Consider the following 14,873-nt stretch of genomic DNA (forward strand, 5'->3'; position numbering starts at 1 on the left):
CAATTCACAGCGAAACGACAGTGGCACAAAGAGACTACGTGAGCCGGGGGCGTTCATCAGGAACGCGTCGGAAAACGACAAATAGCCGAAAAAAAGGCAACACTTCAGGTGCATCCAAAATCATGGTCGCGCTCGCAGTTGCCGTTTTGGTCACCTTCGCGGGCGGTTTGTACTTTATCGCCCATAATAAACCAGACGAGTCCCCCGTCCTGCCGCATCAGAACGCGGGCAAAGGTAACGGGCTGCCACCCAAACCGGAAGAACGTTGGCGCTATATTAAAGAGCTGGAAAATCGTCAGTTGGGCGTTACGACGCCAACGGAGCCTTCTGCAGGCGGCGAGATCCAGTCACCCGTGCAGTTGACGAATGAACAGCGCCAACTGTTAGAACAAATGCAGTCTGATATGCGTCGTCAGCCCACGCAGCTTTCCGAAGTGCCATATAACGACCAGACGCAGGTTCCGCGCTCGCAGGTGACGATTAAGCCACCGACGCAATCGATGCAGCAACCACCTGTTGTAACAACCCAGCCAGCAACGCGTGCACCTGTCGTCACCCAAACGACACCTGTTGTTCCAAGACAAGAAGCACCAAGACAAGAAACAGCAAAACAGGAAGCGCCGAAGCAGCAGCCGGTCAAACAGCCTGAAGCGCCAAAAGTCGAAAAAACCCAACGCTGGGCTATTCAGTGCGGCTCCTTCAAAACGATGGATCCTGCCGAATCCGTGCGAGCACAGTTGGCGTTTGCAGGTATCGAAAGCCGCATCACGTCTAACGGCGGCTGGAACCGTATTGTGCTTGGGCCTTATAACAACCGGGCTGCCGCAGACAGCATGCTCCAACGTCTTAAAGGCGCGGGCGCATCAAACTGTATTCCTCTTGCCAGTGGGGGTTGAAAACCCCCACGCCTTCCCCCATCTATAACATCAATCTGCCCCGCATGAGTTCGGGGCCTTTTCCTTCAAACGGGGACTGACTCGTGACAACAATTGTAAGCGTACGCCGCAATGGCCAAGTGGTCATTGGCGGAGATGGACAGGCGACTCTGGGCAACACCGTGATGAAAGGCAACGTGCGTAAAGTACGTCGTCTCTATCATGACCGCGTCATCGCTGGTTTCGCAGGTGGCACGGCAGATGCCTTCACCCTTTTTGAGCTTTTTGAGCGCAAGCTGGAATTACATCAGGGCCATCTGGTGAAAGCCGCTGTCGAGTTGGCAAAAGACTGGCGTACTGACCGTATGCTACGCAAGCTGGAAGCCCTGCTGGCCGTCGCAGACGAAAATGCCTCACTGATCATTACCGGTAATGGCGATGTCGTACAGCCTGAAAACGATCTGATCGCCATTGGTTCCGGCGGTCCTTATGCGCAAGCCGCAGCACGCGCCTTACTGGAAAATACCGAACTGGGTGCCCGCGATATCGTCGAGAAATCTCTGGGGATTGCTGGCGACATCTGTATCTACACCAACCAGTTCCACACGATAGAAGAATTAGCCTCCAAGGCGTAAGGATCAACTATGTCTGAAATGACCCCGCGCGAGATAGTCAGCGAACTCGACAGCTATATCATCGGCCAGAATAAAGCCAAACGCGCCGTTTCCATCGCGCTGCGTAACCGCTGGCGTCGTATGCAGTTAGACGAAGCACTCCGCCATGAAGTGACGCCGAAAAATATTCTGATGATTGGCCCGACCGGCGTAGGTAAAACCGAAATCGCTCGCCGTCTGGCGAAGCTTGCCAATGCGCCGTTCATCAAAGTGGAAGCGACCAAATTCACCGAAGTTGGCTACGTGGGTAAGGAAGTCGATTCCATCATCCGCGATCTGACGGATTCCGCGATCAAAATGGTGCGCCACCAGTCCATCGAAAAAAACCGTTTCCGTGCGGAAGAACTGGCAGAAGACCGCATTCTGGACGTGCTGATCCCTCCGGCGAAAAACAACTGGGGGCAGGCAGAAGGTACTCAGGAGCCCTCAGCAACGCGTCAGGCATTCCGCAAGAAACTGCGTGAAGGCCAGTTGGACGACAAAGAGATCGAAATCGATCTGGCTGCTGCCCCGGTTGGCGTAGAGATCATGGCCCCACCGGGCATGGAAGAAATGACCAACCAGCTACAGTCCATGTTCCAGAATCTGGCAGGACAGAAGCAGAAAGCGCGTAAGGTCAAAATTAAAGATGCTTTCAAGCTGCTGATAGAAGAAGAAGCGGCTAAGCTGGTGAACCCAGAAGAGCTGAAACAACAGGCGATTGAAGCCGTTGAGCAGCACGGTATCGTGTTCATCGACGAAATCGACAAAATCTGTAAGCGTGGCGAAAGTTCCGGCCCGGATGTTTCTCGTGAAGGCGTTCAGCGCGACCTGCTGCCGCTGGTTGAAGGCTGCACCGTATCGACCAAGCACGGTATGGTCAAAACCGACCATATCCTGTTTATCGCATCCGGGGCATTCCAGGTTGCCAGCCCGTCCGATCTGATTCCAGAGTTGCAGGGTCGTCTGCCGATTCGTGTAGAATTACAGGCGCTGACGACGGAAGACTTCGAGCGTATTCTGACAGAACCGAGCGCCTCGCTGACTGAACAGTACAAAGCGCTGATGGCGACGGAAGGCGTGGATATTTCGTTCACCGCCGATGGTATCCGCCGCATTGCCGAAGCGGCTTGGCAGGTAAACGAAAGCACCGAAAATATTGGCGCGCGCCGTCTGCATACCGTAATGGAGCGTCTGATCGAAGATGTTTCTTACGACGCCAGCGAAATGAACGGTCAAAGCGTTACCATTGACGCAGATTATGTACGTAATCATCTCGATGAATTAGTAGCAGATGAAGATCTGAGTCGATTTATCTTATAATCCGTTTTCGCGGATCGCACGATTAACGATAAAGTGGGAGGCGTTGGCCTCCCACTTTTGTTTCTGACGCCGCCATCACTGACTTTTTTTGTTTATAAACGGATGATTCACACAATTGGATCGTCAATAAAAATTGAAGCACACCATGACCTTATCGACCCATAACAGCAAAACCAAAGCCTGGCTGGATAGTCTGCGTCCAAAAACGTTGCCATTAGCTTTTGCATCTATCGTCACCGGCTCGGCAATTGCGAGTTGGCACAGCAACTTTAAACCGGGCGTAGCATTACTGGCGTTGATAACCGCCGGGCTGCTGCAAATCCTCTCCAATCTGGCGAACGACTATGGGGATGCGATAAAAGGCAGCGATACCGAGGAACGCATCGGGCCGTTGCGCGGTATCCAGACTGGTGTCATTACACTGTCGCAACTTCGCAATGCGCTCATCGTGACCGTGGCCCTCACGATCATTTCCGGCGTGAGTCTGGTGATCCTGGCATGTGAAAAACCAGCGGATATCTTTGGCTTCCTGATTCTGGGGCTGTTAGCGATTTTCGCCGCGATCACCTATACCGTCGGCAACAAACCCTATGGCTATATCGGGCTTGGCGATATCTCAGTGCTAATCTTTTTCGGCTGGCTCAGCGTAGCAGGGTCGTATTATCTGCAAACTGGCCACTTCGACAGCGTCGTGATGCTGCCGGCAACGGCCTGCGGCCTGCTGGCGACAGCGGTACTGAATATCAACAATCTGCGCGATATCGACAACGATCGCATTAGCGGAAAAAATACGCTGGCGGTGCGTCTCGGGGCGGAAAAAGCGCGCTTCTACCACACGATGCTGCTGCTACTGGCACCAGTTTGTCTTGGCCTGTTCGCGGCATTTTATCTGCACAGTCTGGCTGGCTGGCTGTTTATTCTGGCACTCCCGCTGCTGATTAAGCAGGCGCGCTATGTACTACGTGAAACCAGCGCATTCAGCATGCGTCCGATGTTGGAAAAAACGGTAAAAGGCGCGCTGCTGACCAACATTCTGTTCGCCGTAGGTGTGATACTGAGCTAAGCATGGACGAAAACGATGCGCATTTACTGATGCGCATCAAGTTAACATTTGATGATTTTGCCAACAGCCGTCAGAAAGGGATATACTCATGATCCCGGCGGCAACCTGACGTTAATCCTATGAAATACGATACTTCTGAGCTGTGCGATATCTACCACGAAGAGGTGAATGTTGTTGAGCCTCTGTTCTCCAACTTTGGCGGGCGTACTTCATTTGGTGGCAAAATCACCACGGTGAAATGTTTTGAGGATAACGGCCTGCTTTTCGATCTCCTTGAAGAAAACGGCCTTGGGCGCGTGCTTCTGATCGATGGTGGGGGCTCAGTGCGCCGCGCGTTGATCAACGCGGAAATCGCCCGGTTGGCGACGCAAAACGAGTGGGAAGGCATTGTCGTTTATGGCGCAGTGCGTCAGGTTGACGATTTAGCAGAACTGGATATCGGTATTCAGGCGATGGCAGCCATTCCGGTCGGTGCAGGTAGCGAAGGCATTGGCGAAAGCGATATCCGCGTCAACTTCGGCGGCGTAACCTTCTTCTCCGGCGACCATCTGTATGCCGATAATACAGGCATTATTCTGTCGGAAGACCCGCTGGATATTGAATAATATCGTTGAGTTTCCGCGTGTTCGTTGCGGTAACATCACCACAAAAAAGGGCGATATACGCCCTTTTTTATTTGGCTCAATCCCATCGTCTGAGCCAGCAGGCTTGATTAGACTTCTTCCATTTTGCCTAACAGCGCGCGCAGGCGCTCTTGCCATACTACTTGTTCTTCTTTCAACTGTTCGTTCTCGCGCACCAGCGCTTCACGTGAACCCGCTGCCGCCTGAACATCCTGCGACAGTGTGTTGTTTTGTTCTTTCAGCTCTTCAATTTCCATTTGCAACAGCGTGATGGTATCAATCGCCTGCTGAACTTTCGCTTCCAGCTTTTCAAACACTTCAAATGACATTCTTCAAACCCCTTTTAATCGCAACAAGGCAAAGATCGGTTAACGCTGGCTTTCGGACTCTGTAACCAACACTCACGGTGTCGCGTCATCCGCCCACAAACATAATCCTGACCGCGGGACGGCTGGCAAGACAGACCATAGCGAAATTGTATGTAGCCAATGGCGCCCTGTCTAGCGTACATCCCCCACTACGCGAGTGTGGCAGCTTTTCTTACTTAACACTATCAGTACAAACTGAAAAACAGGCAGCACAAACTGAAAAACGAGCGGCTCAAACTAAAAACTACCCCATTCGCTTCTCCATTACTCCTATTGTGTTAATAAATTTAACCGATGCGTTAACACGAGCCGTGTATGAAAAACCACTGCGAGTCATTTTATAAGCGAATACGCTCATTTTTTTGACACACAACACACATTTTAATTTCGATATTTCTCGTTTTCGCGCATTAACGATAAATTCACATCATAAATACATTTAAAACAGGGGATGCCACCAACGGTATCCTTAGACCTACCACTCTGTACGTTACCCAGCAGGAAAAAAATATGAGCCAAGCAGAACGTTCAACGCTAAAAGGCCAGTGTATCGCCGAATTTCTCGGCACTGGCCTGCTGATTTTCTTCGGTGTCGGCTGCGTCGCCGCGTTAAAACTGGCGGGAGCCAGCTTCGGACAGTGGGAGATCAGCATTATTTGGGGCCTGGGGGTTGCGATGGCAATCTACCTGACCGCCGCCATTTCCGGCGCTCACCTCAACCCGGCCGTCACTATCGCCTTGTGGCTGTTTGCCTGCTTCGATGGACGCAAGGTTGTGCCTTACATTGTGGCGCAGATTGCAGGGGCATTTTGTGCCGCCGCACTGGTCTACGGTCTGTATTACAATTTGTTCGTAGATTTTGAACAAGCCAACAATATGGTACGCGGCAGCACAGAAAGCCTGAATTTAGCAGGCATTTTCTCAACCTACCCGAACCCACACATTTCCGTGATGCAGGCGCTGCTGGTTGAGACCGTCATCACCGCGATTCTGATGTGCCTGATTCTGGCGCTGACCGACGATGGTAACGGCATCCCACGCGGGCCGCTCGCTCCTCTGCTGATCGGTATTCTGATTGCGGTCATCGGTGCTTCTATGGGGCCGCTGACCGGCTTCGCCCTCAATCCGGCGCGTGACTTTGGTCCTAAACTGTTCGCGTTCCTCGCGGGCTGGGGCGACGTTGCCTTTACTGGCGCACGCGAAATCCCTTACTTCCTGGTTCCTATCTTTGGCCCCATCATCGGTGCCTGTCTGGGTGCCTTCGGTTATCGCGCACTGATTGGCCGTAATCTGCCATGCGATGTGTGTGAACCCGAGGCAGAAGCTACCACGCGTCGTGAAAGCCGTTAAACTTAACGCCACGACCATCCTATTTCACGGTTAATCATTACAGGATTGGATTTATGAACCCGGAAAAAAAATACATTGTTGCTATCGATCAGGGCACAACCAGCTCCCGCGCTGTCGTACTGGATCACGACGCCAATATCATTAGCGTTTCACAGCGTGAATTCACCCAGATCTATCCAAAAGCCGGCTGGGTAGAGCACGACCCAATGGAAATTTGGGCGACACAAAGCTCGACGCTGGTCGAAGTGTTGGCCAAGGCCGATATCAGCGCAGATGAAGTCGCGGGTATTGGTATCACCAACCAGCGTGAAACCACGGTGGTATGGGAAAAAGAGAGCGGAAAACCGATTTATAACGCTATCGTCTGGCAATGTCGCCGTACCGCTGAAATTTGCGAGAAGCTGAAAAAAGACGGTATGGAAGAGTATGTACGCACCACCACCGGACTGGTGGTCGATCCCTACTTCTCTGGCACCAAGGTGAAATGGATTCTGGATCACGTTGAAGGCTCCCGTGAACGCGCTAAACGCGGCGAACTGCTGTTTGGTACGATTGATACCTGGCTGATTTGGAAAATGACGCAAGGGCGTGTTCACGTGACGGATTACACTAACGCCTCCCGCACCATGCTGTTTAACATTCATACGCTGGAATGGGATACCCGCATGCTGGAAGCGCTGGATATTCCGCGTGAAATGCTGCCAGAAGTGCGTGCTTCTTCAGAAGTCTACGGTCAGACTAACATCGGCGGTAAAGGCGGCACACGTATTCCTATCGCCGGTATCGCAGGTGACCAGCAGGCGGCGCTATACGGCCAGCTTTGCGTCAACCCTGGGCAGGCGAAAAATACCTACGGCACAGGCTGTTTCTTGCTGATGAATACGGGTAAAGAAGCCGTGCAGTCCAAACACGGTTTGCTGACCACCATCGCCTGCGGCCCACGCGGCGAAGTGAACTACGCGCTGGAAGGCTCCGTGTTCGTTGGCGGAGCTTCTATCCAGTGGCTGCGTGACGAGCTGAAACTGATCGGCGACTCCATGGATTCCGAGTACTTCGCAACGAAAGTGAAGGACACCAACGGCGTCTATGTCGTACCCGCTTTCACCGGTTTGGGCGCTCCCTACTGGGACCCGTATGCCCGTGGCGCGATCTTCGGCCTGACTCGTGGCGTGAACGCTAACCACATCATCCGCGCAACGCTGGAATCCATCGCCTTCCAAACGCGTGACGTGCTGGATGCGATGCAGGCAGATGCAGGTACGCGTCTGAAATCACTGCGTGTTGACGGTGGTGCCGTCGCCAACAACTTCCTGATGCAGTTCCAATCCGATATCCTCGGCACGCTCGTGGAACGTCCTGAAGTACGTGAATCCACCGCGCTGGGTGCCGCTTTCCTGGCTGGCCTTGCCACGGGGTTCTGGAACGATCTGGATGAAGTGAAGAGCAAAGCGACTATTGAGCGAGAATTCCGCCCTAGCATCGAAACGGTGGAGCGTAACGTGCGCTACAGCGGCTGGCAGAAAGCCGTTGCCCGCGCTCGTAACTGGGAAGATCACGACGCTTAATCCCCATATCGGGCGCGCCTGCCGCGCCCGTTTTTTCCCCTATCATTCAGCCTCCCTCTTCCCCGTTGTGATAAAATCCCCATCCACATCTCTTCCTTTCCCGATCGACAACAGACAGGTATTTATGAAACGTGAATTAGCCATCGAGTTCTCGCGCGTCACCGAAGCAGCCGCGCTGGCAGGCTATAAGTGGTTAGGTCGTGGCGACAAGAATGCCGCCGACAATGCCGCCGTACAGGCGATGCGCATCATGCTGAATCAGGTCAATATCAACGGTCAGATTGTCATCGGCGAAGGGGAAATCGACGAAGCGCCTATGCTGTTCATCGGCGAACAGGTTGGTACTGGTCAGGGCGATGCCGTTGATATCGCTGTCGATCCGATTGAAGGCACACGAATGACGGCAATGGGTCAGGCGAATGCACTGGCCGTATTGGCCGTCGGCGAAAAAGGCGCGTTTCTGCACGCGCCAGACATGTACATGGAAAAGCTGATCGTCGGGCCCGAAGCCAAAGGGTCGATTGACCTCAACCTGCCGCTGGCGGACAACTTGCGCAATATCGCGCTGAAGCTGGGTAAACCGCTCAGCCAGTTAACCGTAACTACATTGGCTAAACCGCGCCATGATGCCTGCATCGCAGAAATGCAGTTGTTGGGCGTCAAAGTGTTCGCCATTCCAGACGGCGACGTCGCCGCATCCATTCTCACCTGCATGCCGGACAGCGAAGTTGACGTACTGTACGGCATTGGCGGTGCGCCAGAAGGCGTGATTTCAGCAGCGGTTATCCGTGCGCTCGACGGCGACATGCAAGGACGTTTGCTGGCACGTCATGAAGTCAAAGGCGATAGCGCTGAAAACCGTCGCATCGGTGAAGACGAACTGGCACGCTGTCGGCAAATGGGCATCGAAGCGGGTGGTGTTCTCAAACTCGACGACATGGCACGCAACGACAACGTGATTTTCTCCGCAACGGGCATCACCAAAGGTGACTTGCTGGAAGGGATCGCACGTAAAGGCAACATGGCAACCACAGAAACGCTGCTGATCCGCGGCAAATCCCGCACGATCCGCCGGATTAAATCGACGCACTATCTGGATCGTAAAGATCGCAAGCTGCACGAATTCCTGCTGTAGCAGGCCACTATCCGGCTGACTGATTGTTTCACAGTTGTTAATAAATGGCGTATCGTAGACACACAACTTACATGCACGAATAGTGGCGTCGATACCCTAGATAATTCGAGTTGCAGGCAGGCGGCAATCGCGCGAGTCCCCAGGAGCTTACTCAAGTAAGTGACTGGGGTGAGTAAGAACAAATTGGCTTAGCCAATTTGAACGCCGCTTGCGGCGGCCCCCCAAGGCGAGGCTCAGAGATGAGCCGAGTATTGCCAACGCACATGCAGCTTGAAGTATGACGGGTACAACAGGAGCAGAAAAATATGGCTGAATGGGTGACAGGCAAAGTGATTCAGGTGGAAAACTGGACAGAAAGTCTGTTTAGCATTCGGGTTCACGCGCCCACCGATGCATTCACTGCCGGGCAGTATGGCAAACTGGCGCTGGAGATTGAGGGTGAGAAAGTGCAGCGTGCGTATTCCTACGTGAATGCGCCCAGCGATCCTACGCTTGAGTTCTATCTGGTGACGGTGCCAGAAGGTAAGCTCAGCCCGTATCTGCATGCCATGCAGCCCGGATCGGAAGTCATGATCGTCAAAGAGGCCGCTGGCTTTTTCGTGCTGGAAGAGATTCCTGATTGCGAAACGCTGTGGATGCTGGCAACCGGTACGGGGATCGGCCCCTATTTGTCCATCCTTCAGGAAGGCAAGGGTTTGGAACGCTTTAAGAACATCGTGCTGGTTCACGCCGCCCGATTCTCACGCGATCTGAGCTATCTGCCGCTGATGCAGCAATTACAGCAGCGCTACCACGGTAAGTTGCATATTCAAACGGTGGTTAGCCGGGAAGAGGAAGCAGGTTCGCTGACAGGCCGTATTCCTACGTTGATCAGCAACGGCACGTTGGAAGCCGCCGTAGGCTTGCCGATGGATACCGCCACCAGCCATGTCATGCTGTGCGGTAACCCACAAATGGTGCGTGATACTCAACTGTTGCTGAAGGAAGAGCGGCAAATGACCAAACACCTGCGTCGCAGGCCCGGCCATATGACCGCCGAGAACTATTGGTAAACAAGCACCTTATTTCTAATCAGCGGCGGAAGCGAAATGGCTCCGCCTCTGATCCAAACCGGTTTTCCCCTTTTGTTCCCAGAAAAACACCGCAGTCGAGCAACGTCATCACGACAATCAGGATCGGTAAGAAACGGCCAATGCCCCACTGCCAGATGGCGGAGAACATGTACCAATTCCCTGAGGCCAATACCCACGCCACCACCAACAGCAGCGCCCACCCGCCACTTTTGTTACGGTCATGCAACCGCTTAACCATCATCGCCGCCGTTGGCCACAGCAAGGCCACCAAAGCAAACGCCGTCAATTGCGTATCCAGCCAGCGTTGACCAGAAAGCGTAAACAATACCGCCATCAGCGCCACCCAAATCCCCATCCAGAGCCAGAAATCACGACGACCAATACGGCCTTTAAACGAGAAGCACCATTGCTGTAATGTCATTAACGATAACGCCCTGAATTGTTAGCCTGTCTGGCCGAATCAATCTTGATTTATTGTGGGTGATTTTACCTCAACCAAGGTGTTTACCTGCAATCTTTACGCGATTTTTGACAACCTCGTACTATTTTTGGCAAGCCGATGTAATTTCAGGCGACCACCGACTATTTTTGACAATGACGTACAAATGCCGCTTTAATCGAACATATTCCGCCGTTATCGGCCTGCACATCTTCTGAAATGGCTGACCTGAATCCCTATGACACGAAAACGCATCGCTTCACTGTTGGTTTTATCATCGCTGGCGCTGTACCAGACTCACGCGGGAGCCGATCCGACGTTTCCGCCCAAGGCATCAGCCAATGCGCCGTACCTGCTAGCCGGTGCTCCAACCTTCGATCAAACCATCACACAATTCCGTTCTCGCTACAACCTGAGCAACCCAACGCTGGCGATCGGTGAATTTCGGGTTGTCGATACTGGCAACATTACCAGCATGTTGACGCGGGCTGCCAGTCGGATCAACGACCACCTCTATGCCTCAACCGCACTGGAGAAAGGCACAGGGAAAATCAAAACGCTGCAGATCACCTGGCTACCGCAGCCGCAGAACGAACAAGAAACCGCCGCGCGTCGTAAACAGGCCATCGACTATATGGCCGCGCTGTCACGCACATTCGCACCTTCACTGACGGAGGAACAGAGTGTGAAAAAAGTCACCGAACTACTGGAAAAGGGCAAAGGGAAGCGCTTTTATCAGCAAACAGAAGGGGCTTTGCGTTATGTGGTTGCAGATGACGGCGAAAAAGGGCTAACTTTTGCTGTTGAACCGATTAAGCTAACGCTATCTGAACCGTGATCAACACGATAATTCATGACGAAAAACCGAGCCACGGTCACATTTCGACTCTATACTGTGGGCAGATCACACTGCCTGACAGGCAGTACAATTCATTCATGCGTTTATTTATTCGCGATTCCGGCTGGAGGAAAAAAGATGCGACATCCATTAGTTATGGGTAACTGGAAGCTGAACGGTAGCACTCACATGGTCAATGAACTGATCGCGGGTCTGCGTAAAGAACTCAGCACCGTTGACGGCTGTGGCGTAGCCATTGCACCACCTGCTATCTACCTCGATCAAGCTAATCACCAACTGGCGGGAAGCCGTATTGCACTGGGCGCGCAGAACGTTGACGTGAATCTTTCTGGTGCTTTCACAGGTGAAACCTCTGCTGAAATGCTGAAAGATATCGGTGCGAAATACATCATCATCGGCCACTCTGAGCGCCGTACCTACCACAAAGAAAGTGATGAATTCATTGCGAAGAAATTTGGCGTGCTGAAAGATGCGGGCCTGATCCCAGTACTGTGCATTGGCGAAACGGAAGCAGAAAACGAAGCAGGCCAGACCGAAGCCGTGTGCGCACGTCAACTGGATGCCGTGTTGAATACGCTGGGCGCAAAAGCGTTTGAAAACACCGTGGTGGCCTACGAGCCAGTATGGGCTATCGGTACCGGCAAATCTGCAACTCCGGCACAGGCTCAGGCTGTTCACAAATTCATCCGTGACCACATCGCCAAGCAAGATGCTGCTGTTGCTGAACAAGTGATCATCCAGTACGGCGGTTCAGTTAATGCGGCGAATGCGGCAGAGCTGTTTACCCAGCCGGACATCGACGGCGCGCTGGTTGGCGGTGCATCACTGAAAGCTGACGCCTTTGCTGTCATCGTGAAAGCGGCAGCCGACGCTAAACGCAGCTAAGCTTTATCGAAAACGGGCGGCCAACGGTTCGCCTGATAAAAAGCCGGTCACGCTGTCGCGCTAGCCGGCTTTTTTTATGGTGGATATCCCTGTCCGTCACCCTTTTTGGGTCGTTGCTGCCCGTTAACGGCTCAATGGTTACTTCACCGCAGGGATTTGCTGCGTAATGCAGTGAATATTTCCCCCGCCCAGCAAGATTTCTCGCGCAGGCACACCGCTAATCAAGTAGCCGGGGAACATCTGTTGCAGCAGATCGCGTGCAATGTCATCCGTCTTTTCATCCAGCAGTGGGAAAACGATCTGCTGATTGCTGATCAGGAAATTCACATAAGACCCCGCCAGACGAGAACCGGCAAGACGCTCAATCGCATCGCCGCTGTCCACACCCTGCGCTTCCTCGATAGTCGCATGGAGCGGGCCGGGAGCAGGCAGTTTCCAGATTTTCAGCTCACGCCCTTGTGCATCTCGCGCTGCCGACAGAACCTCATAGGCTGCGACGGAGCGTGCATACTGCGGATCGTTTTCATCATCCGTCCAGTGCAACGCCACTTCACCGGGACGCACGAAACAGCACATGTTATCGATATGCCCATCAGTTTCGTCGTTGTATACGCCCTCTTCCAGCCAGATAATCGTCGAGATGCTAAGGTAGTCACGCATCAGTTGTTCGATTTCCGCCTTGCTCAGGTGCGGGTTGCGATTCGGATTAAGCAAGCATTCCGCCGTGGTCAGCAACGTGCCTTCACCATCGACATGGATCGAGCCGCCTTCCAGAATCAGCGGGGCGGTATAGCGTGCAGCCTGATGATAATCCAGCACCTGCGCCGCGACGTTTTCATCCTGACGCCAGTCTTCATACAAACCGCCCAGCTCGCCGCCCCAGGCGTTGAACTGCCAGTCGATACCCCGACGCTCACCAGCCTGATTCAGCACGATGGTTGGGCCAGTGTCGCGCATCCAGGCATCATCGCTTTCCATTTCTACCAACGTAACATTCACCGGCATCACTTTTTGCGCATCCGCCATGTAGCTTGCGGGCACGCCCATGATAACGGGCGTATTCTGGGCGATGGCTTCCGCCACGCGCGCGAACGTTTTCTGCGCCGGAGCGCCCTGTTCGCGCCAGTTGTCGGTGCGATACGGCCAGATCATCCACACGGCATCATGCGGTGCCCATTCGGCGGGCATCGCAAAACCATCCTGATGTGGCGTGGTGAGATAAGGAGTTGCTAACTGTGACATCAATTATCTCCGGGTCTTGCCATCAGAGCTGGCAATAGTGCCGTACATTTCCGGGCGGCGGTCGCGGAACAGGCCCCACGACGCACGCTGCGCAGCAATCGCTTCTAAATCAAATTCATGCACTAGAATGGCTTCGTCCGTCTTATTGGCCTGTGCCAACAGCGCACCGGTTTGATCGGCGATGAAGGACGAACCGTAGAACGTCATTTCCAGACCGTCGATGTATTTGCTGGCTTCCGTACCGATGCGGTTGGATGCGATCACCGGCACCAGATTCGCGGCGGCGTGCCCTTGCTGAACGCGGGTCCAGTGCGGCTGGCTGTCGATATCTGGGTAAGCTGGCTCAGAACCAATGGCGGTCGGATAGAAAATCAGCTCTGCGCCCTGCAACGCCAGGCTGCGTGCGGTTTCCGGGAACCACTGATCCCAGCAAATACCCACGCCGATTTTCGCGTAGCGCGTCTGCCAGACTTTAAAGCCAGTGTCGCCCGGAATGAAGAATTGCTTCTCCTGATACGCCGGGCCGTTAGGAATGTGGGTTTTGCGGTAAACGTCCAACACGGAACCATCCGCATCAATCATCACCAGCGAGTTGTAATAGGCGTTATTGGCACGCTCAAAGAAGCTCAGCGGCAGCACCACATTCAGCTCCGCCGCCAGTGCGGAGAAGTGCTTAATCAACGGGCTGGTTTCCAGCTCCTGCGCCAGCGCATAGTGCTCCGGGCTCTGATCGATACAAAAATACGGGGCGGCAAACAGTTCCTGAATCAGGATAACCTGTGCGCCTTTTGTATGCGCTTGTCGCACCAGTTTTTCAGCGTTTTCGATATTCTTGGGCAGATCCCAGGAACACGCCATTTGTGTTGCGGCAACGGTAACTTTTTTCATGCGAAAACCTCAATAATAACGATATATACCCGCCCTTTCTCACCGGCAAGTATCGGCAATAAGTGTTTCTCTCGGTCACAATTATTCATTGGCGCTTTCCAGCGCGGCCTTAACGAGTGTAGGACATCACGCCAGCGCATGCCCAATAGGCGTATCCTGTTAAGATATTGACCGAGAATGACATGCGCATTATGCCAGTTAATGACGGCACGTCACTACGTCGAAGAATGATCTCGCCTGACAGGTTCGCAGGATGAAGAAGAGGACCGATAACCAACAGTGCAGGATTACAGTTCACCGTGAAGGTCGGCGCGTTGCCGGATCGTCACGCGCGACTGGACAGCGTCTGGCTGGATGAATCGACCAGTCTGGTGCACTATACCTACAATACGCAAAGTCAGGTGGCTACCGTCACCAGGCAGGCGGTAGCGTGCACCGCCGTTTTACCTGTCATGATGGCCAGCGAACGGCCAGCTTAACGAATATCAGTGGCAGAGAGTGCTCGATAATATTGAGGCAAGTCGGAGGATCC

16 protein-coding genes are annotated in these 14,873 nt (G+C 53.4%); 12 read left to right on the plus strand and 4 right to left on the minus strand.

The annotated features are described in order from the left end of the window. Window positions 1-20: 20 nt before the first annotated feature. The 5 genes from ftsN (at window position 21) to rraA (ending at window position 4,519) form a co-directional block, all read left to right on the plus strand. Window positions 21-896: a cell division protein FtsN gene (gene ftsN / locus A8F97_RS17525; protein ID WP_025920379.1), complete on the plus strand. Its 876-nt coding sequence runs from the start codon at window positions 21-23 to the stop codon at window positions 894-896. A gap of 83 nt (window positions 897-979) precedes the next feature. After that, window positions 980-1,510, plus strand: a complete 531-nt coding sequence (gene hslV / locus A8F97_RS17530; RefSeq protein WP_005973334.1) for an ATP-dependent protease subunit HslV — start codon at window positions 980-982, stop codon at window positions 1,508-1,510. Window positions 1,511-1,519: 9 nt separating this feature from the next. After that, the gene (hslU, locus tag A8F97_RS17535) at window positions 1,520-2,851 is read left to right on the plus strand and encodes an HslU--HslV peptidase ATPase subunit (protein WP_005973332.1); all 1,332 of its coding nucleotides are present in this window, start codon (window positions 1,520-1,522) and stop codon (window positions 2,849-2,851) included. Between the two features lie 145 nt (window positions 2,852-2,996). Further along, the gene (locus A8F97_RS17540; RefSeq protein ID WP_012822008.1) at window positions 2,997-3,914 is read left to right on the plus strand and encodes a 1,4-dihydroxy-2-naphthoate polyprenyltransferase; all 918 of its coding nucleotides are present in this window, start codon (window positions 2,997-2,999) and stop codon (window positions 3,912-3,914) included. Between the two features lie 119 nt (window positions 3,915-4,033). Then, a complete protein-coding gene (gene rraA, locus A8F97_RS17545) occupies window positions 4,034-4,519 on the plus strand; it encodes a ribonuclease E activity regulator RraA (protein ID WP_005973328.1) in 486 nt (161 codons plus the stop codon). A gap of 107 nt (window positions 4,520-4,626) precedes the next feature. Here rraA and zapB read toward each other — a convergent pair whose 3' ends face one another. After that, the gene (gene zapB / locus A8F97_RS17550) at window positions 4,627-4,866 is read right to left on the minus strand and encodes a septal ring assembly protein ZapB (protein ID WP_005973326.1); all 240 of its coding nucleotides are present in this window, start codon (window positions 4,864-4,866) and stop codon (window positions 4,627-4,629) included. Between the two features lie 549 nt (window positions 4,867-5,415). On the opposite strand from zapB, the gene A8F97_RS17555 reads away from it, so the two are divergent. From A8F97_RS17555 to fpr, 4 genes are all read left to right on the plus strand, one after another. Beyond that, window positions 5,416-6,255: an MIP/aquaporin family protein gene (locus A8F97_RS17555; RefSeq protein ID WP_014698472.1), complete on the plus strand. Its 840-nt coding sequence runs from the start codon at window positions 5,416-5,418 to the stop codon at window positions 6,253-6,255. A gap of 53 nt (window positions 6,256-6,308) precedes the next feature. Beyond that, a complete protein-coding gene (glpK, locus tag A8F97_RS17560; protein ID WP_012822006.1) occupies window positions 6,309-7,820 on the plus strand; it encodes a glycerol kinase GlpK in 1,512 nt (503 codons plus the stop codon). A gap of 124 nt (window positions 7,821-7,944) precedes the next feature. Continuing rightward, a complete protein-coding gene (gene glpX / locus A8F97_RS17565; protein WP_033072336.1) occupies window positions 7,945-8,955 on the plus strand; it encodes a class II fructose-bisphosphatase in 1,011 nt (336 codons plus the stop codon). Window positions 8,956-9,260: 305 nt separating this feature from the next. Beyond that, a complete protein-coding gene (gene fpr, locus A8F97_RS17570) occupies window positions 9,261-10,007 on the plus strand; it encodes a ferredoxin--NADP(+) reductase (protein WP_033072337.1) in 747 nt (248 codons plus the stop codon). 19 nt (window positions 10,008-10,026) lie between these two features. Here the strand turns inward: fpr and A8F97_RS17575 are convergent, their stop codons facing one another. After that, window positions 10,027-10,449 (minus strand): DUF805 domain-containing protein, encoded by a 423-nt coding sequence (locus A8F97_RS17575; protein WP_012822003.1) that lies wholly within the window; start codon window positions 10,447-10,449, stop codon window positions 10,027-10,029. 256 nt (window positions 10,450-10,705) lie between these two features. Between A8F97_RS17575 and A8F97_RS17580 the strand changes: the two genes are divergently transcribed. Next, a complete protein-coding gene (locus tag A8F97_RS17580) occupies window positions 10,706-11,305 on the plus strand; it encodes a YiiQ family protein (RefSeq protein ID WP_025920377.1) in 600 nt (199 codons plus the stop codon). Window positions 11,306-11,443: 138 nt separating this feature from the next. Next, window positions 11,444-12,211, plus strand: a complete 768-nt coding sequence (gene tpiA / locus A8F97_RS17585; protein ID WP_033072338.1) for a triose-phosphate isomerase — start codon at window positions 11,444-11,446, stop codon at window positions 12,209-12,211. 138 nt (window positions 12,212-12,349) lie between these two features. Here tpiA and aguA read toward each other — a convergent pair whose 3' ends face one another. After that, window positions 12,350-13,453 carry an agmatine deiminase gene (gene aguA / locus A8F97_RS17590; RefSeq protein WP_033072339.1) on the minus strand — a complete coding sequence of 368 codons (1,104 nt, stop codon included), beginning with the start codon at window positions 13,451-13,453 and terminating at the stop codon, window positions 12,350-12,352. Between the two features lie 3 nt (window positions 13,454-13,456). Further along, entirely contained in the window at window positions 13,457-14,341 is an 885-nt protein-coding gene (gene aguB, locus A8F97_RS17595) for an N-carbamoylputrescine amidase (RefSeq protein ID WP_012821999.1), read from the minus strand. A gap of 299 nt (window positions 14,342-14,640) precedes the next feature. Here aguB and A8F97_RS17600 point away from each other — a divergent pair, with 299 nt between their 5' ends. Beyond that, entirely contained in the window at window positions 14,641-14,820 is a 180-nt protein-coding gene (locus A8F97_RS17600; protein WP_033072340.1) for a hypothetical protein, read from the plus strand. Window positions 14,821-14,873: the final 53 nt, after the last annotated feature.

Origin of the sequence: Pectobacterium parmentieri (assembly GCF_001742145.1) — a bacterium.
Classification (GTDB): Bacteria; Pseudomonadota; Gammaproteobacteria; order Enterobacterales; family Enterobacteriaceae; genus Pectobacterium; species Pectobacterium parmentieri.